Genomic DNA, 20311 nt, shown 5'->3' with positions numbered 1-20311 from the left:
TCTGTGATTACCCGTCAGACCCTTCCTTCAGCCCTTTTTAGTCTTCCACCAGCCGGATGCCTGTGATATCCGGTTCTATGATCAGGGAGTAGTTGGTATAATACACCACAAAGCCGGGCTTGGAGCCGTTTGGCTTTTTCACGTGTTTTTTCTGGATATAGTCAATCTCCACTTTGGGGGCAGTGCGTCCGCTGGAATAATACCCGGCCAGACGGCCTGCCTCCTCAAAGGTACGGTCAGGCAGCTCTTCATTGTTGGACTTTACCACCACATGGGAGCCTGCCATTTTCTTGGCATGGAACCACCAGTCACCTCCTGTGGCGAATTTAAAGGTGAGTTCTTCGTTCTGGTAATTATTTTTTCCCACATAAATGTGATAGCCGTCGCTGGATATATAATGCAGGGGTTTTGATTTGGCCTGCATTTTCTTTTTGCCGCCGGTATAGTGCTTCTTGATATACCCGTATTCCGTCAGTTCCTCCTTAATCTGGGACAGGTCGCTTTCCTGCTGGGCAATGTCCAGGGCAGCCTGAATGGATTCCAGGTGGCGGATCTCACTTTCTGTGTCCGCTAACTGTTCCTCCAGAGCCTGTGCGGTACGTTTCAGCTTATTGTACCTGTCAAAGTATTTCTTGGAGTTTTCCTGAGGGGTCATGGTGGGGTCAAGGGGAATGGTGATCTCCTCATTGGTATAATAATTCAGTGCCCGGAAGGATTTACAGCCCTCCTCCAGGTTATAGCCGTATGTGTTGATCAGCTCCCCATAGACTTTGTATTTGTCCATTTTTTTCGTGTCCTGCATCTGTTTTGTCTGCAGGTCGAATTTTTTCCAGTTGCGGTCCAGGGCGGTCTGGACAATTTTCCGCAGGTCCGCGGATTTCTGACGCATACGGGTAATGATATTTTTCTGGGCATAATACTGCTCCAGGACCTGGGAGATGGAATCGTATTCCCTGACTGTATAATCCGTATACTGGGTGAGGGGAACAGCTCCGAATTCCACCGGTTCCCCGGAGGGGCTGTACACAATATTGGGAGTAAAGCGCCCCACTTTTACATCCTCCATAAAGCGTGAAAACGCCTGGAAGACCCGTTCCTTCTCCTGCCCGGAAAGCCCGTCTGCAGGGTCACTTCCGTGTATGCCTGCTCTGGCGCAGATCTCCTCCGCGGCTGCGGGGCTTAACCCTGTAAGAGAGGTATAGATGGCCTTGGCTATATTGGAAGGCTTTCCGTACACCGCCGCATAAAATTCTTCCTCTGTGACAGCAAGGGGATTCTTCTTGTCCTGAGTCTGCGGAATAAAATAATCTCTTCCCGGAAGAACCTCCCTGACAGAGCTCATATTCAGGGATACATGCTTGATGCTGTCCAGGATCATGCGCTCCTCATTGAGGAAAATAATATTGCTGTGCTTGCCCATGATCTCCACCACCAGGGTTTTAAAGCACAGATCTCCAAGTTCATTTAAATGTTCTATTCGGATCTCAATGACACGCTCCAGCCCCGGCTGGGTCACTGCCGTGATCTTGCCGCTTCCCACATGCTTGCGCAGCAGCATACAGAAATTCGGCGCTGTGAGAGGGCTTACTTTGTTCTTGTCCGTAAAATAGATCAGAGGCAGGGAGGCGCTGGCTGATATGAGCAGCCGGTACTGTGTCCTGTTATTTTTTATGGTGAGGATAAGCTCATCCGCCTCGGGCTGGGCAATCTTGTTTATTTTGCCGCCCACAATCGTTTCATTTAATTCTTTTACTATATTTGCAATGGTAATTCCGTCAAAAGCCATATAAATTCTCCTTCCGATTCCGCTATCACGATTATATACGAAATGGAAACACAAAGCAAATGAAAAAAAGATTTGACTGGAAATTGTGATTGCTTTATAATAACCATGTATGTTTATGTCACTATCCAAAAAGCAGCCATATACAGCTTTGCGGACAGTAACAGATTTATGCTATGTGCAAATAAGAACAGCAGAAAAGAGAATGACATGATCAAGAGCATGACAGGCTTTGGAAGAGCCGAGGTGATTGACGAAGAAAGAAAAGTTACGGTTGAAATGAAATCCGTAAATCACCGCTATCTGGATATCAATATACGCATGCCCAAGAAGCTGAGCAGTTTCGAGGCTTCCATACGTGCCGTATTGAAAGAATATCTCCAGCGCGGCAAGGTGGACCTCTTCATCGCCTATGAGGACTACACCCAGTCCCGTGTTTCCGTAAAATACAACAGGGAAATTGCAGGACAATATTTAGAATACTTACAGCAGATGAGTGAAGAATTTCATCTGGAAAATGACATAAGAACGTCCAGGCTTCTAAGCTGCCCGGAGGTGTTCACCATGGAAGAACAGACGGTGGATGAAAAAGAACTGTGGAGTTCCCTGGAGGAAGTTCTGCGGGAGGCTGCCCGCCGGTTTGTGGATACCAGGATCAAAGAGGGCGGACATCTGAAGAATGACATTCTGGAAAAGCTGGACGGCATGTACAGCAAGGTAGAGCAGGTGGAGGCGCGTTCTCCTGAGATTCTCCGTGAATACAGAGAAAAGCTGGAGAATAAGGTGGCAGAACTTCTGCAGGATACCCAGATAGAGGAGAGCCGCATTGCGGCGGAAGTGATCCTCTTTGCGGATAAGATCTGCACGGACGAGGAAACCGTTCGCTTAAAGAGCCATATCTCCCATATGAAGGATGTACTGGAGCAGGAGGACGGCATCGGCAGGAAGCTTGACTTTATTGCCCAGGAGATGAACCGTGAGGCAAATACCATTTTATCCAAGGCCAATGACCTGGAGACTTCCAATCTTGCCATTGACTTAAAAACAGAGATAGAGAAGATCCGGGAACAGATTCAGAATATTGAATAAAGGCAGGAGGAATATGTCTAAATTAATCAATATCGGTTTCGGCAATGTAGTGAACACAGACAAAGTGGTGGCAGTTGTAAGCCCGGACGCGGCGCCCATCAAGCGCATGGTGCAGTCAGCAAAAGAGTCCGGCAAATCCATTGACGCCACGCAGGGCCGCAAGACAAAGGCAGTGATCATCACCAACAGTGAGATGCTGATCCTCTCAGCCCTGCAGCCGGAAACCATTGCAAAACGTTTCGGCACGTTTTACGAAAATGATCTAAAAGGGGAACAGGATGGATAACAGAGGAATTTTAACCGTGGTCTCCGGATTTTCCGGCGCGGGTAAAGGGACGCTTATGAAACGGCTTCTGGAGAAGTATGATACGTACTCCCTTTCTATTTCCGCGACCACCAGGGCACCGCGGGAGGGCGAGGAGCATGGAAGAGAATATTTCTTCCATTCAAAAGAAGAGTTTGAGGAGCTGATTTCCCAGGATGCATTGATTGAATATGCCCAGTATGTGGAAAACTATTACGGTACACCAAAGGCATACGTGGAAAAGCAGCTTGCCGCAGGCAGGGATGTGATCCTGGAAATTGAGATACAGGGAGCACTCAAGGTGAAAGAAAAGATGCCGGATACCCTGCTGATGTTTGTCACACCGCCTTCTGCCATGGAGCTGAAGCGGCGGCTGACAGACAGGGGGACCGAAACACCTGAGGTCATAGAATCCAGGCTTCGCAGGGCATCCGAGGAAGCCAAGGGAATGCCGCTTTATGATTATGTGCTCATCAATGACGATCTGGAAGAATGCGTTGACAGGATGCACAGCATTATTCAAAGCCAGCACAACACTGTGAAAAACAGTGCGCCTTTTATAGAAAAAATAACCAGTGAAGTAGCAGTATTTGCGAAAGGAGAATGAGATATGATACATCCGTCTTACACAGAATTAATGGACGCAATCAACGAGGAGGGCAATATCGAGGACGAACCGTTAGTCACCAGCCGTTACTCTGTTGTACTGGCTACCAGCAAGAGAGCCAGACAGCTTATTGCAGGCCGTGAGGCCATGGTTCACTCATCAGGCAAAAAACCTCTGTCCACAGCAGTGGAAGAGATTTATCAGGGCAAGGTAAAAATCCTGCCGGATGATTTCCAGGAGGAAGAGGAGACAACAGAGAACTAAATTTACAGGGACTGCCGCCAGATGCGGGCAGTCCTTTCTACCATTACTGACAAGGAGTATGCATGAGGAAAGTTTTATTTATATCTCTTGGATGTGACAAGAACCTGGCGGATTCTGAGGAGATGCTGGGCATGCTTGTGGAGCATGGGTATACCATCGTAAACGATGAGACAGAGGCTGATGTGGCTGTTGTCAACACCTGTGCCTTCATCCATGATGCCAAGGAGGAGAGCATTTCCAATATTCTGGAAATGGCAAAGTATAAGGAGACAGGTTCCCTCAAGGTCCTGCTGGTGACCGGTTGTCTGGCGCAGCGGTACAAGGAGGAAATTATAGAGGAGATCCCGGAAGTAGATGCTGTCCTGGGGACAACCAGCTTTGACGATATCATAGAGGCCCTTGACAAGGCATTTGAAGGGGAGCGGTATCTGGAGTTCAAGGATACCTCCTATCTGCCGGATGTGGAGACAAAGAGGATGATCACCACCGGCGGCTATTATGAATACCTGAAGATCGCAGAGGGATGTGACAAGCACTGCACCTACTGTATTATCCCGAAGCTCAGAGGCAGATACCGCAGTGTTCCCATGGAAAAGCTCATAAAGCAGGCAGAATACATGGCAGAGCAGGGCGTGAAGGAACTGATCATAGTAGCGCAGGAGACCACTATATACGGCTGTGACCTGTACGGGGAGAAAACCCTGCATAAGCTTTTAAAGAAGCTGTGCCGCATCCCCGGCATTGCATGGATCCGCGTGCTCTACTGTTATCCCGAGGAGATTTATCCGGAGCTGATCCGGGTGATGAAGGAGGAACCGAAGATCTGTCATTATCTGGACCTGCCCATACAGCACTGCAATGACAGAATCCTGAAGCGCATGGGCAGACGTACCACCAGGCAGGAACTTGTGGACATCATCACAGCTCTCAGAAGAGAGATTCCCGATATTGTGCTTCGGACAACTCTGATCACCGGATTTCCGGGGGAGACACAAGAGGAGCATGAGGAGCTGATGGACTTTATTGATGAGATGGAGTTTGACAGGCTTGGCGTCTTTACCTATTCGCCTGAGGAGGATACCCCTGCGGCCATTATGCCGGACCAGATCGATGAGGAAGTCAAGAAGGACCGTCAGGCAGAGCTTATGGAGCTTCAGCAGGAGATCTCCTTGGACAAGGGACAGGAGAAGATCCACTCTGAAGTTGAGGTTATGATCGAAGGGAAAGTGGCAGATGAAAATGCCTATGTGGGCCGCACATACGGAGATGCACCGGGTGTGGACGGATATATTTTCGTCAATACGGATACGGAGCTTATCTCAGGAGATTTGTGCAAGGTGCATGTGACCGGCGCTCTGGAATATGATTTGATAGGAGAGTTAAAAGATGAATACACCGAATAAACTGACGATCGCAAGAGTCGTTATGATTCCGTTCTTTGTGGCTTTTTTAATGTATGATATTGCGGGAAGTGCCGGAAAGTGGATCGCGCTGGCCATCTTTATCGCTGCCAGCCTGACAGATACCCTGGACGGCTATCTGGCCAGGAGAGATAATCTGGTGACCAACTTCGGCAAATTCATGGACCCGCTGGCGGACAAGCTTCTGGTCTGCTCCGCGCTGATCTGCTTTACCGGTATGGGTGAGCTGCCGGCCTGGATCACCATTGTGATCATAGCCCGTGAATTTATCATCAGCGGTTTCCGTCTGGTAGCTGCGGACAACGGCATCGTGATCGCTGCCAGCTACTGGGGCAAATTCAAGACCGTATCACAGATGATCATGATCATTCTTATGATCATGGATATTCAGAATCAGGCATTCCAGATCCTGATCCAGATTTTCGTGGTGATTGCCGTTGCACTTACCCTGATCTCTCTTGTGGATTACATCTTGAAGAATAAAAGTGTTTTAAGCATGCAGGATTAAAGGAAGAAAATATGGCTATGCTGCCTGGGAAGGAGAGAAACTTATGACAGCGGAATTGATATGTGTGGGAACAGAGTTGCTTCTGGGCAATATTGTGAATACGAATGGGGCCTACCTGGCGAGAAAATGCGCCGCTCTTGGGCTTTCCATGTATCATCAGAGTATTGTGGGGGACAATGACAAACGTCTGGAGGAGACTATCCGGACAGCGACGGACCGGTCTGACGTGGTGATCCTCTGCGGAGGCCTTGGCCCCACGAAGGATGACCTGACAAAAGAAGTGGCTGCTAAGGTTATGGGAAAAAAGCTGAAAGAGGATAAGCATTCCAGAGAGCGTATCCAGGCTTATATGGATAACTATGTAAAGAGCCATCCGGGTACCAGGATCACAGAGAATAACTGGAAACAGGCGCTTCTGCCGGAAGGTGCCGCTGCTGTGGACAATGAAAACGGAACTGCCCCGGGAATCATAATGGAGGAAAAGGGAACAGTGCTGATTCTGCTGCCCGGCCCGCCAAACGAGCTGATTCCCATGTTTGAAGAAAAAATATACCCCTATCTCAGGAAAAAACAGCCGGAGGTCATTGCCTCTGAGATGGTAAAGGTGTGCGGCTTAGGTGAGAGCCAGGTGGAGACAGATATTGAAGATCTCATCGAAAAACAATCTAATCCCACCATTGCCACATATGCCAAGACAGGGGAAGTGCACCTGCGTGTGACGGCAAAGGCTGAAAATGAAAAGGCTGCCAGGAAGCTGATCAAGCCTGTCGTCCGTGAGCTGAAGGTGCGTTTTGGTGCCAATATCTATACCACGGATGAGGATAAATCCCTGGAAAGCGCAGTTGTGGATCTGCTCAGAAACCAGGATATCTCCCTGACCACGGTGGAGTCCTGTACAGGCGGTGCGCTGTCTGCCAGGATCGTAGATGTTCCGGGTGCTTCCGATGTGTTAAAACAGGGATTCGTCACATATACCAACCGTGCCAAGAGAAAATACGTTATGGTTAAGAAAAGTACCTTAAAAGAATACGGTGCCGTCAGCGAGAAGTGTGCAAAGGAAATGGCAAAAGGCGGATGCTTTGTGACCGGTTCCGATGCAGCAGTCTCCATCACCGGATTCGCAGGACCGGACGGCGGTACCGAGGAGGCGCCGGTGGGAACCGTGTTTATCGGGTGCTGCTTAAAAGGAAAGACAGTGGTGCAGGAATTCCACTTCGGGGGAGACCGCAGCAAAATCAGGGAACAGGCAGCAACTTATGCCCTGATCCTTCTAAGAGAATGTATTCTGGAAAATTTTGAGCGCCGTAATGATGAAAGCAGTAAATGATCTCCATACAGACAGCCGCCCGGTACCTGATACCGGGCGGCTGTTATAGTCTAATGCATCTAATGCATCATTTTGATGATCTGCATCATACGGTTGATGCGGGCTACCTCTTCCGGCGGTTTTCCCATTTTCAATACCTCGATTATGGTGTCCATCTCCTGACGCGAAAAATCAAGTCCCCCGGATTGACTTTTGTTCTGAGAGACTGCTGACATGAGAAAGGGCAGCAGTTCGTTCATTCCCTTCTGGCTTCCCTGATTTGCTATGTTATTGAGCATTTTCAGCTTCTCAGGGTCCATGCCTTTCAGATTGGGGTTGTTCATCCAGTTGTCCTGAAAATTCCCCTGCTGCTGAAAATTCCCCTGTTGCTGAGGATTTCCCTGCTGCTGCGTATTCTGCTGGTACTGTCCGTAAGTCTGCTGCGGCCCGGACTGGTACTGCTGGGTATTACCGCGGGGGTCAGACTGATATGCCTGGGAATTAACCCCTGGCCCGCCCCCCTGCGCTCCGCCCTGTGCATTTCCCTGGAAGGGCTGAGAGCCGTTCTGGAAAGCAGGATTGTTCTGCTGAGGACCGTTCTGGAAAGCGGGATTGCCCTGCTGGGAACCGTTCTGGAAGTCTGGATTACCCTGCTGAGATGTATTCTGGAAAGTGGGATTGCCCTGCTGGGAACCGTTCTGGAAAGTGGGATTGCCCTGCTGGGAACCGTTCTGAAATGCCGGATTGCCCTGCTGAGAACCATTCTGGAAAGGTCGGGAACCTTGCTGGGAACCGTTCCGGAAGGGCGGGGTGTTCTGGCGGGAGCCATTCTGGAACGACTGGTTGTTCTGCCGGGAATCATTTTGGAAGGTCTGGTTACCCTGCTGAAATGCATTTTGTGGGGTCTGGCCGGCCTGCTGAGGGCCATTTTGCGAGGCCTGCCCACTCTGCTGAGGACCATTTTGTGAGGGCTGCCCACCCTGCTGGGAGCCTGGCTGTGGTCCTGCGTGATAGGGCTGCTGATTTCCGATGGGGAATCTGAGGCCGCCCGGACGGTATCCTCCCTGGCCCGGGCCGTTCTGACGGGAGTTTGATGGCTGTTCTTGTTTCCGGCTTTCCGCCTGTGTCTGCGGCGACTCGTCTGCCGACGGCTTTCCGGCAGGATTTCTGAGATTCTGCCTGTAATTCTGATTATTCATATTTACCTCCGTTTTTACTGTTTCGGCACATCCTGGGACAGCTCAAAAAGCTGCACCATGGCCATGGTATTGATGAGCGAGTCAATTCTTTCCTTCGCAGGTCCGCGGCATACCTTGCTGCAGGCTGTGAGCATTTCAAGAGGGTCTGCCGTAAACTGCTCCTGGGCATGCATCTGCATATCCGCCTGCGGCTGTGAGAAGAGACGTATGGTATTGGATAACTCCAGAAATTTGGCATATACTGATATGAGCCTTTGGCCCTGGGCCGGAAGATAAGGCATGGCCGCTTTCAGAATTTCCACCTGATCCTCCGCTATCATTTCGTCCAGAATATTATGTTCTTCCATTCTAGCTCCTTCCAAAACTTCCGCTTTCTAAACCTTATGTTTCCTCTATACAGGATATGACGAAAAAACAGTTCTGCCATAGTATAATAGGGAAAGGGGTGTATACACATGGAACAGCATGAAATCAGACTGGTGGAGGAAGACAACACCATTTATGAAATAGATATGGACTGCATCAGGAAAAAACAACTGGCGGCAAAGAGAGCCATGGAAGCAGATGAAAAGAGAAGACTTGATTTTGAAAAGAACAGGGCAAAAGAAACATGACAAAGTAAAAAGCCGGGGCTCATCACCCCGGCTCTTTTTGATGAGACTGCTGTTCCGGGACTGCCCTGCAGTCACAGGACAATATCCGCGGAACAGAGAAAAGTCAAACTTTTACCAAAGCCTCTCATCTGTTTTTGCTTTGTTATTGATTAGCAGAAACCGTGTCCGCCGCATCCGCACAGGAGCAGCAGGATAATGATAATACAGCTGCAGTCGCCGCCGAAGCCGCCGCATCCGCAATCATTTCCACATCCGCCGCCGCTGTTTCCGTTTCCACAGCAGCAAAGCAGAAGAAGAATCCAGATGATACAGCTGCAGTCGCCGCCGAATCCACGGGAAACTCCACATCCTCCTCCACAGTTATCATCGCATCCGCAACCACAGTTTGTAGCAGCTAAATCACTCATTTTGTATCCTCCAAAGAATTTTGATTACACTTACATGATATGTGCCGGGGAGGAATTGGTGCAGGTTTGCGGAAAAGATTTTTAAATATTCGTGAAAACAGAGAAGATCCGGTACACATCCAACGCCCCATATCCCCATTCACGGTTGGGGTAAAGCTGTACCTGGGTCCTTCTGGCGCCGCGGATAAACAGGGCTTTCAGCTCTGCATTGTTAAATATCTTGGGCGGATTTCTTTTTGCCCCCCACTCGATCACAAGAGCACAGGCTCCGGCAGTGATGGCCGCCGCCACAGAGGAGCCGGTCATGGTTGTGAAACGTCCTCCGGGCGCCGGGCCGAACACATTGACTCCCGGTGCTGCGATATCCGGCTTTATGAGACCTGTACGTGTAAATCCCCTGCTGGAGTTGACGAACAGGCTGTTATTGTATGCGTTGAAAGTAGAAGTGGTCAGGGACACCTCCGCCGCCGAGGGCGCAGTGATGGTGGTGTTGGGGTCCGGTCTCAGAAAAGTTACATCAGGCGCCATAAACCCGTCGACCGGAAGCCAGATATGGAAGTTCCCCGCATTGTTGCTGCTGGAATACACATTGATCTTCCATGCGCCCGGTGTGGGATTGGAAAAGCGGAAGAAAATGAGCTGGTCACCGGATATGGTCTGAATCAGTTCCGAGGCAATAAAAATCTCTGTATCTTCCAATACAAACTGTATGGTATCCGAATAATTGATCCGGGTGGGCAGCCGCTGTATGACCTCGCCCAAAGGGGATTCAAAACCAACCGAATAGATTTCAGGGGGCGCGCCCCATAATTCCGCGGTAAATCCCCTTGTATTTTCCGGCACCAGGATCTCTACTGCTGTGCTGGTGTTTGGCGCAGGTGCTTCTGCAAAGAAATGATGGGCCTTGCCCGCTTCATTTCCGGCTGCGGCTACGGAATAGACTCCCCAGTAATTGGCAGATACAGTCAGGGACGATGCAAGGGCAGATTGTCCTGAATGCGCCCCCTGGTTGGAGCCAAGGCCAATACAGATGACCAGGGGAGCCTGCAGCTCATTGGAGAGGAGCAGAAGATAGCGGATTCCCATCATGATATCGGATTCCTGATAAACAGGATTGCTGCTTGTGTGGTAGAAAAGCTCTTTTAAGTAATTTTTCGCTTCTTTCAGTTTTACGACTGCCAGCATACTGGAAGGGGCAGCTCCTATGAAGTCATTGTCCGGCAGGCTGCTTCCCGCGGCGGCGCCTGCCAGAAAAGTCCCGTGACCGATGGTATCCTGTGAGGGGATAAGCTCCAGGGGATTTTCTGACGCCAGTGCATTCTCCAGGTCCTCATGGGTGTATCCTGTCCCGTACTGCATGTCAAAGGGCGGCGTGCCGCTCTGAATCGTCTGGTCCCACAGCCCGTAGATGCGGCTGCCCCCGTCTGACCGTCTGAATGCGGGATGTGTGTAATCAATCCCCGTATCAATGAAGCCGATCAGGATACCGCGCCCCTTCAGATTCAGCGCCGGCTGGTTCTGGACTGCAGTGATTCCCGAAACCTCCAGACTGACCGTGTCCAGAAGGGAGTAGAGATTGGGAATGGTATTATAGAAGAGACCATTGGCAAAATAATCCCTGATATCAGAGGAAGGGAGGCGCCCGTGTATCATTCCATAATAGTTGTTGAAAAGCTGGGCCCCAAATTCCCGGTAGTCTTCCAGAAACTGCGGATATATGGGGAGGATATAGTCGGCATAATCCTCAGACAAGATCATTTCTTTGATTGTAGGCATATAAAATTTCCATACTGTCTGTTTTTAATAAGTCTATGAGGAAGCCCTCTGAAATATTGGCAGTAAAGCTGTTTTCTGAATACCATAAAGAAGAACTCATATACGGAGCTTTGGGAAATGATGCAGAAATGGCTTACCGGAAAAAATATAGGTGTCGCCATCCTGGACACCGGAATTTATCCTCATATAGATTTTGACTGCCGAATCCGTGCTTTTCTTGATATGGTACACGGAAGAACCCTTCCTTATGATGACAATGGACACGGCACGCATGTGGCCGGAATCCTGGCCGGCAGCGGAGCTGCCCTGAACGGAAAATACAAAGGCGTAGCGCCGGGCTGCGATATCATTGCAGTGAAGGTGCTGGATGAAAGCGGCAATGGCAACAAGGAGCAGGTAATCGAAGCACTGGACTGGATCAAGGCCAACCGGATCAAATACAACATCAGGATCATCAATATCTCCGTGGGCACTACCCAGAAGGAATCGCACCGGGATCTGATCTATGCGGTGGAATCCGCCTGGGATGACGGATTTATTGTTGTAGCCGCCGCCGGCAACATGGGACCGGGGCAGGGCAGCATCACAGCTCCCGGCAGCAGCCGGAAAGTCATCACCGTTGGTTCTGCCGATATGCTGGTACGCCATCAGGGTATTTCAGGGAGAGGCCCCACCTGCGACTGCATTATCAAGCCGGATATTGTGGCACCCGGCAACGCCATTGTCTCCTGTGCCAACCGAAGCGGCAGCATGCCTTATGCAGTGAAAAGCGGCACATCCATGTCAACCCCTATGGTCTCAGGCGGCATTGCGCTGCTTCTTGAAAAAAATCCCGCACTGTCCAATCTGGAAGTCAAGAAAAGACTGATGGAGACAGCTAAAGATCTGGGCTATCCCCACAACCTGCAGGGTTGGGGGCTTTTTCAGTTAGAGCATTTTTTATATGATGAAAAGATTTGAAAATTATAGTTGACAAACAATGTATCATTGTATACAATAATACAAGAAATTCATTAAGATAAAGTGATAGCATATTGAAAATGTGATGCCGGGTCATACCGGAAGTTAAGATGAGGAGTGACGAATATGATAAACAGAGCTGTCAGAATGAATTACCATACAAATTTACTGGAACTGGAAGAGCATATGTATCCCCTGGTGGATGTGCAGACACCGAATGTATTTCACAATCTTTTCCCCTACACAGAGGTACCCAAGATTGCGTTTAACGACAGGATCGTGCCCCACCATATGCCGGATGACATCTGGATCACTGACACCACGTTCCGCGACGGGCAGCAGTCAAGAGCTCCTTACAGCACAGAGCAGATTGTAACTATCTTTGATTATTTACACAAACTGGGCGGACCAAACGGCAGGATACGCCAGAGCGAATTTTTCCTTTACAGTAAAAAGGACAGAGACGCCGTATATAAATGTCTGGAGCGGGGATATAAATTCCCGGAAGTTACGAGCTGGATCCGTGCCAGCAAGAAGGATTTTGAACTGGTAAAGGACATTGGTCTGAAGGAGACCGGTATCCTGGTGAGCTGTTCCGACTACCATATTTTCTATAAAATGAAAATGACCAGAAAGCAGGCCATGGAGCATTACCTGAGTGTGATCCGTGAATGCCTGGAGACGGGAATCAGCCCCAGATGCCATCTGGAGGATATAACAAGAGCGGATATCTACGGCTATGTGATCCCCTTCTGTCTGGAACTGAATAAACTGATGGAGGAGTACTCCATTCCCATTAAGGTGCGCTGCTGTGACACCATGGGATATGGCGTGAACTATCCGGGTGCTGTGATCCCACGCTCCATTCCGGGCATTATTTACGGTATTCTGACACATGCCGGAATCCCTTCCGAGCTGATTGAATTCCATGGCCACAACGATTTCTACAAGGCTGTGAGCAATTCCACGACGGCGTGGCTTTACGGCGCAAGCGGTGTAAACTGCTCCCTGTTCGGCATTGGTGAGAGAACCGGCAATACACCCCTTGAAGCTATGGTATTCGAGTACGCGCAGATCAAAGGCTCCCTGGACGGCATGGATACAAGGGTCATCACAGAGCTTGCGGAGTACTACGAAAAAGAGATCGGATACAAGGTGCCCTCCACAACACCGTTTGTGGGAAGTGCATTCAATGTGACGAGAGCCGGTATCCATGCAGACGGTCTTCTGAAGAATGAAGAGATCTACAATATCTTTGATACGGATAAATTCCTGGGCCGTCCGCCGCAGGTGGCTGTTTCCAACACCTCGGGCCTTGCCGGCATTGCTCACTGGATCAACAATCATTACCGCCTGTCCGGTGAGAAACAGGTGCAGAAGAACAGCGAACTGGTGCAGATGGTAAAGGCATGGGTGGATGCCCAGTACGAGGAGGGACGCGTGACTGTCCTGACGGATGAGGAGCTGATATCCGTGATCGAGGAGAGCTGCGCAAGATTAAATATAACCTTATAAGGCAATGACATGTGAGGAAGGAAGCAAAATGGCAGGTAGAGAAAAGTCCCTGAGGGGCCAGGTGTTTGACAAGATCCGTTCAGATATTCTGAAAGGCCGTTACCAGCAGGGAGACGAATTGGTGGAATGTACCATAGGGAAAGAGCTGGGAGTCAGCAGAACTCCGGTCCGGGAAGCCATCCGGCAGCTGGAACTGGAGGGCCTGGTACGCCTGGTGCCAAACAAAGGAGCCTTTGTCAACGGGATATCCGCAAGGGACGTGACTGATATTTATTTGATCCGCTCCCGGCTGGAAGGGCTCTGTGCCCGGATGGCCGTGGAGAATATAACACCGGAACAGCTGGAAGCCATGGAGGAGGCCATTGTCCTGTCAGACTATCATGCAAAGAAAGAACACTATGAGCAGGTCTGCGAAATGGACGGCAAGTTCCATAAGCTGCTCTATGAGGCGTCCGGCAGCCGGATGCTTTCCCACACACTGTCTGATTTTCATCAATATGTACAGCGTGTGCGGCAGGTATCCATTATGAACCGCATGCGTCTGAATAAATCAGGCAGTGAGCACACAGAGATTCTGGAAGCCATAAAGAGCAAAAACGCGGATCTGGCGGAACAGGTAGCTGCAAGACACATATTTAATACAGTTGAGAATCTGAAACATTTTAATCTGGAAGAAATTCTGCGGGAAGAATACGGAAAGGAGAACGACAACAATGGAAAAAATTAAAATGACAACACCTCTGGTGGAAATGGATGGGGATGAGATGACAAGGATCCTCTGGAAAATGATCAAAGAGGATCTGCTTGCGCCATATGTGGAACTGAACACAGAGTATTATGATCTGGGACTGGAGTACAGAAATGAGACCGGCGACCAGGTGACAGTGGATGCGGCCAATGCCACAAAGAAATACAAAGTAGCGGTAAAATGTGCCACCATCACCCCGAACGCGGCCAGAATGGACGAGTATCACTTAAAGGAAATGTATAAAAGTCCCAACGGCACCATTCGTTCCATGCTGGACGGTACGGTTTTCAGGGCGCCTATTGTGGTAAAAGGAATCGAGCCCTGTGTAAAGAACTGGAAGAAACCCATCACTCTGGCAAGACATGCCTACGGGGATGTCTATAAAAACACAGAGATGGTCATTCCCGGACCGGGCAGGGTGGAGCTTGTATATACCGCGGCTGACGGAACAGAGACAAGAGAACTGGTGCATAACTTCACAGGTGCCGGGGTGGCACAGGGAATGCACAACTTAAATGATTCCATTGAGAGCTTTGCCAGAAGCTGCTTTGAATACGCGCTCTCCACAAAACAGGATCTGTGGTTCTCCACCAAGGACACCATTTCCAAAAAGTATGACCATACCTTCAAGGATATTTTCCAGGACATCTATGAGAAAGAATATAAGGATGCCTTTGAAAAGGCCGGTATTACATATTTCTATACACTGATCGACGACGCGGTGGCACGTGTGATGAAAGCCGAAGGCGGCTTTATCTGGGCCTGCAAGAACTATGACGGGGATGTTATGAGTGATATGGTATCCTCCGCTTTCGGCTCTCTGGCTATGATGACATCCGTGCTGGTATCCCCTCACGGATATTTTGAGTATGAAGCTGCACACGGAACCGTACAGCGCCACTATTACAAACATTTAAAAGGGGAAGAGACTTCCACCAACTCCGTGGCTACCATCTTTGCCTGGTCCGGAGCTTTGAGAAAACGCGGGGAGCTGGATGGAAATACAGACCTCTGCCTGTTTGCCGACCGGCTGGAACAGGCCACGCTCACTACTATCGAAAAGGGAGAGATGACAAAAGACCTTGCACTCATCACGTCAATTAAGAATCCTTCTGTATTGAACAGCCGTGAGTTTATACTGGCTGTAAGGAAGAATCTGGATGTTTTATACGCGTAAAAAATAAGCGTCTGCTGATTTAAAAGTCCATGTAAGAGAGAGAAACAAGTCCCTGCTTACATGGACTTATTATTTGTGAAAAAAAGTCTCGGGCAGGGGTTGAAAAATTTAGTCAATTTCTTATAATGGGTATTAACCGAATCGGTAAAGCATTAAAGGAGGCACAGGATGGAGGACAGACTTAGCAGTCTCTCAGAAGAGAAGAAGAACGCGGTTGTCAATGCAGCACTGGAAGTGTTTGGCACCAATGAATACAAACGGGCATCCACAGACCTGATCGCTGCAAAGGCAGGCATCTCAAAAGGGCTGCTGTTTTACTATTTTAAAAATAAGAAAGAGCTGTATATGTACATATTTGAGTATGTCATGGAGAAGGTAGGACCGCGCCTTTTAGACCGGCACTTTTTTGAAATAACGGATTATTTTGAGCTGCTGGCCTATGCAGCAGACAAAAAAGCCCGTATCCTCTCCAGTTTTCCCTTTCTTATGGAGTTCAGTGTCCGGGCATTTTTTACATCCAGGGAGGACGTATCGGAAGATATGAACTCTTTTATGAAAAACCAGATGGATACCATGTTCGTGGATTATTTCAAGAATGTAGATATGACTAAATTCAGGGAGGACATAGATCCCAAAGAAATACTGAACATGCTTCTCTGGCTCACTGACGGATATCTGCACCAGAGAATGTTTTATACCGATACGGTGGATGCGGATGAATTGATGCGTCAATTCAGAAAATGGTCAGAAATGCTGAAGCGGATCGCATACAAAGAAGAGTATCTAACCGAAATGGTTGGAAGGAGGCAAAAAAATGAACGTGATTGAAATCAGTCATATTACGAAAGACTATGGGCAGAACCGCGGCGTTTTTGATGTTAGTTTTTCTGTAAAACAGGGAGAGGTACTGGGGTTTTTAGGGCCAAACGGTGCCGGTAAGACAACCACGATCCGGCAGTTGATGGGATTCATCAAACCGGATAAGGGCAGACTGTCCATTCTGGATATGGACTGCTTCAAAGAGTCGGATAAGATCCAGACATCTCTTGGGTATCTGCCGGGAGAGATCGCTTTTATTGATTCGATGACAGGGATGGAGTTTATCCGCTTTGTGGCTAAAATGAAAAATATGAGAGATATGGGCCGGGCACAGGAACTGATGAAGATGTTTGACTTGAACGCGTCCGGCAAACTGAAGAAAATGTCAAAGGGCATGAAGCAGAAGATAGGAATCGTCTGTGCCTTTATGAACCCGCTGGCCAGCATCCTGATCCTGGATGAACCCACCAGCGGACTAGACCCTCTGATGCAGAACCGTTTTGTGGAGCTGATCCTTTCCGAGAAGAAAAAGGGAAAGACCATTTTGATGTCTTCTCATATGTTTGAGGAAATTGAGCGCACCTGTGACCGCGCTGCCATTATCCGAGACGGACGGCTGGTTGCAGTGGAGGAGATGGAGAAACTGAAAGAGGGGCGGCAGAAGGTGATTGATATCACCTTCCGGGAGGCGGATATGGCAGAGGCATTCGCTGCCGCATTCCCGGAGGCAGTCTATCAGCCCGGCAGTAAAACGGTAACGGCCAAGGTTGGAAAAAACCTGGATGCCTTTATCAAAAAAGCAGGCGCCTATACGGTCACGGATTTCGACGTGCGCACACAGAGCCTGGAAGAGTTCTTCATGCATTTCTACGGAGAGGGGGCAGCAAAATCATGAATGCTACACTGTTTAAAAAAGAGATCAAATCCAACTGGCTGCTGCTCGTCATTTTTCTTGTAGTGCTCAGTGTATACGGAAGTATGATCACCATGATGTTTAACCCCGAGATGGGAGACAGCCTGAAAATGATGGCTGACAGTATGCCGGATCTGTTTGCGGCATTCGGCATGGCTGACGTGGGCCAGACGCTGCTGGAATTTGTATCCGGATATTTATACGGAATGCTGTATGTGGCCTTCCCCGGGGTATTTATCATTATCCTATCCAACAGACTGGTATCCAGATATGTAGATAACGGTTCCATGGCCTACCTGCTGGCGGTACCACAGAAACGATGGAAGATCATGCTGACTCAGTGTGTCTTCATGCTGACCTGCCTGGTTGTCATGGTGGTATATGTGACCTGCCTGATTCTTGCTTTCAGTGAGGCGCTTTTTCCGGGAGAGATGGAGACAGGTGCTTTCCTTCGGATCAATGTGGGATTATTGGGTATCCTTGTATTTTTCGGCGGGACATGTTTCTGTGCATCCTGCTGCAGCAATGAGACAAAGACTTCCTCCGCGGTCAGCACAACCGTGGTGGTATATTCCATTCTCGTGCAGATGATATCACAGGTGGGGGATAAATTCGAGAAAGTAAAATACGCCACCCCCATAACCCTCTTTGATATTGACGGGCTGGCTGCAGGTGACGGGAAGGCGTGGATCATGTGCGGCATTTTGTATCTGGCAGGAATCCTGCTTATGGGAATAGGGATCATACGGTTCAGCAAACGGGATCTGCCTTTGTAAGAGATGGAATCGCAGACGGCCGAAGGATAGCAGCCGGATATAAAAAACGGGAGGAGCAGGCATTATGCCAGCTCTTCCCATTTTTCATACAGTTCTTCCAGCTTTTCTGCAATCTCAGCTTTTTCATTGGCAAGCCGGACGCATTCAGCCACATTGACGGCAACTTCAGGCTTTTCCATCTCACTGTCGATCTCTTTGTCCCTGGTTTCCAGGCGTTCAATCTCTGCCTCTGTCTTCTTCAGATCATTTTCACGCTTTCTCTGGCGTGCCTGTTCTTCTTTGCGCTGTTTCCAGTCCAGTTTCGTGGCGGATACGGATTCCGCAGCCTGTTCCTCCTCAAGGCCCGGCGCATAGATGCGGGTGAGCTCCTCCCTCTTCTCCATGTAATAATCATAGTTGCCGATATAGTTTACCATACTCTGGTTGGTCAGCTCCAGGATCCTGGTGGCGGTACGGTTGATAAAGTAACGGTCATGGGATACATACAGCACCGTACCCGTATAATTGCGCAGGGCCTCCTCCAGGATCTCCTTTGACATAATGTCAAGATGGTTGGTAGGCTCATCCAGGATCAGGAAATTGGCTTCTGAGAGCATGAGCTTTGCCAGGGATACGCGGCCCCGTTCCCCGCCGCTTAAGGATGCGATCTTTTTAAAGACATCATCCCCGGTAAAGAGAAAGGCAGCCAGCAGATTGCGGATCTCCGTGTTGGTGAGCTTGGGAAAATCATCCGAAATCTCCTCGAAGATGGTTTTTTCCATATGCAGCACGTGGTGCTCCTGGTCATAGTAGCCGATGTGTACTTTACTTCCCAGATGGAAGACGCCGGCGTCGGCCGGGACCAGCTCGTTCAGTATTTTGAGTATCGTCGTTTTTCCGGTTCCGTTATTCCCGATGATGGCCACACGCTCCCCGCGTTTGATGGAAAAGTTCAGATCAGAAAACAGCGGGAGGGAGGGAAAGGATTTAGAGAGATGTTCCACGGTCAGCACATCCATGCCGCTCTCTATGCGGGGCTTCAGGTAAATACGCATGGACGCGTTTACCTCAGTCGGTTTTTCTATGACTTCAATCTTATCCAGCATCTTTTCCCGGCTCTCAGCCCGCTTAATGGACTTTTCCCGGTTGAACTGCTTTAATTTGGCAATGACTTCCTCCTGGTGTTTGATCTCCTGCTGCTGATTGAGGTAGGCCTGGTAGGCATCTCTGCGAAGCTGGGCCTTTTTCTCACTGTAGGCGGAATAGTTTCCGCTGAAGGAGCTTACCTTTCCGTTGTCAATATCAATCACCTTGGTCACGATCCTGTCCAGAAAATACCGGTCGTGGGATACGATAAGGACAGCTCCCGGATAATTCAAAAGGTACGTCTCCAGCCAGGAGATGGAGTCCATATCCAGATGGTTGGTAGGCTCATCCAGAAGGATGATATCCGGTTTTGACAGCAGCAGACGGCCAAGGGCCACACGGGTTTTCTGGCCTCCTGACAGGGTGGAGATTTCTTTTTCAAAGTCACTCTCCGGAAAGCCGAGTCCCTTCAGTACGCCCACAAGCTCACTTTTATACGCATAGCCGTTCTCCATCTCAAACTCATGGGTCAGCCGGGAATACGTCTCCATCAGGCGGTCCAGCTCCTCCCCTTGGGCGTGCTTCATCTGTTTTTCGGTTCTGCGCATATGAAGCTCCATATCCAGAATATGCTGTTTGACCTGGAGCAGAGAGTCATAGATGGTGAGCGCGCTGTCCAACTCCTGATGCTGGGCCAGATAGCCGATGGTCCTGCCCCTTGATAAGATTACCTCTCCGCTGTCCGCGGGAATCTCCTGCATGATGATGCGCAGCAGTGTGGATTTTCCTGCTCCGTTGATGCCCACCAGGGCGGCTTTTTCGCGTTCTTCTATATGGAAGGAGGCATCATGGATCAGATTCATGCCTCCGAACGATTTTTCAATGTTTTGACATGCCAGTATCATTTTATACGAATCTCCTTTATCTTTTGGTTCACCCTTCCTATTATATCGGAAATTCAGAATTTGACAACAGATAAAAACAACAATAACTGGAATTGTATTTGACTTTATTTTAACAATTATATATAATATTCCTATATGAAACAGAAAACTTAGAC

General features: G+C 49.2%; 22 protein-coding genes. 16 read left to right on the top strand and 6 right to left on the bottom strand.

Annotated elements, in window-relative coordinates; genetic code table 11:
• Positions 1 to 37 precede the first annotated feature (37 nt).
• Complete coding sequence (locus MUB35_RS23855; protein WP_227210178.1) at positions 38 to 1786, bottom strand: Rqc2 family fibronectin-binding protein; 1749 nt, start codon at positions 1784 to 1786, stop codon at positions 38 to 40.
• 207 nt (positions 1787 to 1993) lie between these two features.
• Here MUB35_RS23855 and MUB35_RS23850 point away from each other — a divergent pair, with 207 nt between their 5' ends.
• From MUB35_RS23850 to MUB35_RS23820, 7 genes are all read left to right on the top strand, one after another.
• Positions 1994 to 2872 carry a YicC/YloC family endoribonuclease gene (locus MUB35_RS23850; RefSeq protein WP_033140578.1) on the top strand — a complete coding sequence of 293 codons (879 nt, stop codon included), beginning with the start codon at positions 1994 to 1996 and terminating at the stop codon, positions 2870 to 2872.
• 13 nt (positions 2873 to 2885) lie between these two features.
• Positions 2886 to 3158, top strand: coding sequence for a DUF370 domain-containing protein (locus MUB35_RS23845; RefSeq protein WP_033140326.1), 273 nt, complete (start codon positions 2886 to 2888; stop codon positions 3156 to 3158).
• The gene (gene gmk / locus MUB35_RS23840) at positions 3151 to 3783 is read left to right on the top strand and encodes a guanylate kinase (RefSeq protein ID WP_033140325.1); all 633 of its coding nucleotides are present in this window, start codon (positions 3151 to 3153) and stop codon (positions 3781 to 3783) included. Before MUB35_RS23845 ends, gmk begins: the two co-directional genes overlap by 8 nt.
• 3 nt (positions 3784 to 3786) lie before the next feature.
• Complete coding sequence (rpoZ, locus tag MUB35_RS23835) at positions 3787 to 4047, top strand: DNA-directed RNA polymerase subunit omega (protein ID WP_033140324.1); 261 nt, start codon at positions 3787 to 3789, stop codon at positions 4045 to 4047.
• Between the two features lie 62 nt (positions 4048 to 4109).
• Complete coding sequence (rimO, locus tag MUB35_RS23830; RefSeq protein WP_033140323.1) at positions 4110 to 5450, top strand: 30S ribosomal protein S12 methylthiotransferase RimO; 1341 nt, start codon at positions 4110 to 4112, stop codon at positions 5448 to 5450.
• Entirely contained in the window at positions 5434 to 5976 is a 543-nt protein-coding gene (pgsA, locus tag MUB35_RS23825; protein ID WP_148391468.1) for a CDP-diacylglycerol--glycerol-3-phosphate 3-phosphatidyltransferase, read from the top strand. Before rimO ends, pgsA begins: the two co-directional genes overlap by 17 nt.
• Positions 5977 to 6019: 43 nt before the next feature.
• A complete protein-coding gene (locus MUB35_RS23820; protein WP_227210179.1) occupies positions 6020 to 7303 on the top strand; it encodes a competence/damage-inducible protein A in 1284 nt (427 codons plus the stop codon).
• Positions 7304 to 7362: 59 nt separating this feature from the next.
• Here MUB35_RS23820 and MUB35_RS23815 read toward each other — a convergent pair whose 3' ends face one another.
• The gene (locus MUB35_RS23815; RefSeq protein WP_033140577.1) at positions 7363 to 7626 is read right to left on the bottom strand and encodes a hypothetical protein; all 264 of its coding nucleotides are present in this window, start codon (positions 7624 to 7626) and stop codon (positions 7363 to 7365) included.
• A 42-nt stretch (positions 7627 to 7668) separates the two neighbouring features.
• Here MUB35_RS23815 and MUB35_RS23810 point away from each other — a divergent pair, with 42 nt between their 5' ends.
• Entirely contained in the window at positions 7669 to 8250 is a 582-nt protein-coding gene (locus tag MUB35_RS23810) for a hypothetical protein (protein ID WP_227210180.1), read from the top strand.
• A 245-nt stretch (positions 8251 to 8495) separates the two neighbouring features.
• On the opposite strand, the gene MUB35_RS23805 is transcribed toward MUB35_RS23810, so the two are convergent.
• Complete coding sequence (locus MUB35_RS23805; RefSeq protein WP_033140320.1) at positions 8496 to 8828, bottom strand: hypothetical protein; 333 nt, start codon at positions 8826 to 8828, stop codon at positions 8496 to 8498.
• A 108-nt stretch (positions 8829 to 8936) separates the two neighbouring features.
• Between MUB35_RS23805 and MUB35_RS23800 the strand changes: the two genes are divergently transcribed.
• Complete coding sequence (locus MUB35_RS23800) at positions 8937 to 9095, top strand: hypothetical protein (RefSeq protein WP_156120822.1); 159 nt, start codon at positions 8937 to 8939, stop codon at positions 9093 to 9095.
• A 149-nt stretch (positions 9096 to 9244) separates the two neighbouring features.
• Here the strand turns inward: MUB35_RS23800 and MUB35_RS23795 are convergent, their stop codons facing one another.
• Together MUB35_RS23795 and MUB35_RS23790 are read right to left on the bottom strand one after the other, a co-directional pair.
• Positions 9245 to 9502, bottom strand: coding sequence for a hypothetical protein (locus MUB35_RS23795; RefSeq protein ID WP_033140319.1), 258 nt, complete (start codon positions 9500 to 9502; stop codon positions 9245 to 9247).
• An 81-nt stretch (positions 9503 to 9583) separates the two neighbouring features.
• Complete coding sequence (locus MUB35_RS23790; protein WP_033140318.1) at positions 9584 to 11278, bottom strand: S8 family peptidase; 1695 nt, start codon at positions 11276 to 11278, stop codon at positions 9584 to 9586.
• 117 nt (positions 11279 to 11395) lie between these two features.
• On the opposite strand from MUB35_RS23790, the gene MUB35_RS23785 reads away from it, so the two are divergent.
• The 7 genes from MUB35_RS23785 (at position 11396) to MUB35_RS23755 (ending at position 18186) form a co-directional block, all read left to right on the top strand.
• Positions 11396 to 12238 carry a S8 family peptidase gene (locus MUB35_RS23785; RefSeq protein WP_033140317.1) on the top strand — a complete coding sequence of 281 codons (843 nt, stop codon included), beginning with the start codon at positions 11396 to 11398 and terminating at the stop codon, positions 12236 to 12238.
• A 126-nt stretch (positions 12239 to 12364) separates the two neighbouring features.
• Positions 12365 to 13753 (top strand): 2-isopropylmalate synthase, encoded by a 1389-nt coding sequence (locus MUB35_RS23780; RefSeq protein ID WP_033140316.1) that lies wholly within the window; start codon positions 12365 to 12367, stop codon positions 13751 to 13753.
• Between the two features lie 28 nt (positions 13754 to 13781).
• Positions 13782 to 14480 (top strand): GntR family transcriptional regulator, encoded by a 699-nt coding sequence (locus MUB35_RS23775; RefSeq protein ID WP_033140576.1) that lies wholly within the window; start codon positions 13782 to 13784, stop codon positions 14478 to 14480.
• A complete protein-coding gene (locus MUB35_RS23770) occupies positions 14467 to 15678 on the top strand; it encodes an NADP-dependent isocitrate dehydrogenase (protein WP_033140315.1) in 1212 nt (403 codons plus the stop codon). The genes MUB35_RS23775 and MUB35_RS23770 overlap by 14 nt, the downstream gene beginning before the upstream one ends.
• Before the next feature lie 168 nt (positions 15679 to 15846).
• Positions 15847 to 16506 (top strand): TetR/AcrR family transcriptional regulator, encoded by a 660-nt coding sequence (locus tag MUB35_RS23765; RefSeq protein ID WP_052099203.1) that lies wholly within the window; start codon positions 15847 to 15849, stop codon positions 16504 to 16506.
• A complete protein-coding gene (locus MUB35_RS23760) occupies positions 16493 to 17392 on the top strand; it encodes an ABC transporter ATP-binding protein (protein ID WP_033140314.1) in 900 nt (299 codons plus the stop codon). The genes MUB35_RS23765 and MUB35_RS23760 overlap by 14 nt, the downstream gene beginning before the upstream one ends.
• Complete coding sequence (locus tag MUB35_RS23755) at positions 17389 to 18186, top strand: ABC transporter permease subunit (RefSeq protein WP_244806953.1); 798 nt, start codon at positions 17389 to 17391, stop codon at positions 18184 to 18186. The genes MUB35_RS23760 and MUB35_RS23755 overlap by 4 nt, the downstream gene beginning before the upstream one ends.
• 62 nt (positions 18187 to 18248) lie before the next feature.
• Here the strand turns inward: MUB35_RS23755 and MUB35_RS23750 are convergent, their stop codons facing one another.
• The gene (locus MUB35_RS23750; RefSeq protein ID WP_118594089.1) at positions 18249 to 20156 is read right to left on the bottom strand and encodes an ABC-F family ATP-binding cassette domain-containing protein; all 1908 of its coding nucleotides are present in this window, start codon (positions 20154 to 20156) and stop codon (positions 18249 to 18251) included.
• Positions 20157 to 20311: the final 155 nt, after the last annotated feature.

It is taken from the genome of Blautia sp. NSJ-175 (genome assembly GCF_022867815.1).
Classification (GTDB): Bacteria; Bacillota; Clostridia; order Lachnospirales; family Lachnospiraceae; genus Blautia; species Blautia celeris.
The sequence above is the reverse complement of the archived record's forward strand: the minus strand, read 5'-3'. Positions and strand labels throughout refer to the sequence as shown.

Bases quoted from the DNA above. Each gene is read 5' to 3' on its own strand.
- MUB35_RS23790 (WP_033140318.1), bottom strand. From the start codon at position 11,278: ATGCCTACAATCAAAGAAATGATCTTGTCTGAGGATTATGCCGACTAT.
- rpoZ (WP_033140324.1), top strand. From the start codon at position 3,787: ATGATACATCCGTCTTACACAGAATTAATGGACGCAATCAACGAGGAG.
- MUB35_RS23760 (WP_033140314.1), top strand. From the start codon at position 16,493: ATGAACGTGATTGAAATCAGTCATATTACGAAAGACTATGGGCAGAAC.
- MUB35_RS23815 (WP_033140577.1), bottom strand. From the start codon at position 7,626: ATGAACAACCCCAATCTGAAAGGCATGGACCCTGAGAAGCTGAAAATG.
- MUB35_RS23845 (WP_033140326.1), top strand. From the start codon at position 2,886: ATGTCTAAATTAATCAATATCGGTTTCGGCAATGTAGTGAACACAGAC.
- MUB35_RS23820 (WP_227210179.1), top strand. From the start codon at position 6,020: ATGACAGCGGAATTGATATGTGTGGGAACAGAGTTGCTTCTGGGCAAT.
- MUB35_RS23750 (WP_118594089.1), bottom strand. From the start codon at position 20,156: ATGATACTGGCATGTCAAAACATTGAAAAATCGTTCGGAGGCATGAAT.
- MUB35_RS23795 (WP_033140319.1), bottom strand. From the start codon at position 9,502: ATGAGTGATTTAGCTGCTACAAACTGTGGTTGCGGATGCGATGATAAC.
- pgsA (WP_148391468.1), top strand. From the start codon at position 5,434: ATGAATACACCGAATAAACTGACGATCGCAAGAGTCGTTATGATTCCG.
- MUB35_RS23850 (WP_033140578.1), top strand. From the start codon at position 1,994: ATGATCAAGAGCATGACAGGCTTTGGAAGAGCCGAGGTGATTGACGAA.
- MUB35_RS23775 (WP_033140576.1), top strand. From the start codon at position 13,782: ATGGCAGGTAGAGAAAAGTCCCTGAGGGGCCAGGTGTTTGACAAGATC.
- MUB35_RS23805 (WP_033140320.1), bottom strand. From the start codon at position 8,828: ATGGAAGAACATAATATTCTGGACGAAATGATAGCGGAGGATCAGGTG.
- gmk (WP_033140325.1), top strand. From the start codon at position 3,151: ATGGATAACAGAGGAATTTTAACCGTGGTCTCCGGATTTTCCGGCGCG.
- MUB35_RS23780 (WP_033140316.1), top strand. From the start codon at position 12,365: ATGATAAACAGAGCTGTCAGAATGAATTACCATACAAATTTACTGGAA.
- MUB35_RS23755 (WP_244806953.1), top strand. From the start codon at position 17,389: ATGAATGCTACACTGTTTAAAAAAGAGATCAAATCCAACTGGCTGCTG.
- MUB35_RS23785 (WP_033140317.1), top strand. From the start codon at position 11,396: ATGATGCAGAAATGGCTTACCGGAAAAAATATAGGTGTCGCCATCCTG.
- MUB35_RS23800 (WP_156120822.1), top strand. From the start codon at position 8,937: ATGGAACAGCATGAAATCAGACTGGTGGAGGAAGACAACACCATTTAT.
- MUB35_RS23765 (WP_052099203.1), top strand. From the start codon at position 15,847: ATGGAGGACAGACTTAGCAGTCTCTCAGAAGAGAAGAAGAACGCGGTT.
- MUB35_RS23855 (WP_227210178.1), bottom strand. From the start codon at position 1,786: ATGGCTTTTGACGGAATTACCATTGCAAATATAGTAAAAGAATTAAAT.
- MUB35_RS23770 (WP_033140315.1), top strand. From the start codon at position 14,467: ATGGAAAAAATTAAAATGACAACACCTCTGGTGGAAATGGATGGGGAT.
- rimO (WP_033140323.1), top strand. From the start codon at position 4,110: ATGAGGAAAGTTTTATTTATATCTCTTGGATGTGACAAGAACCTGGCG.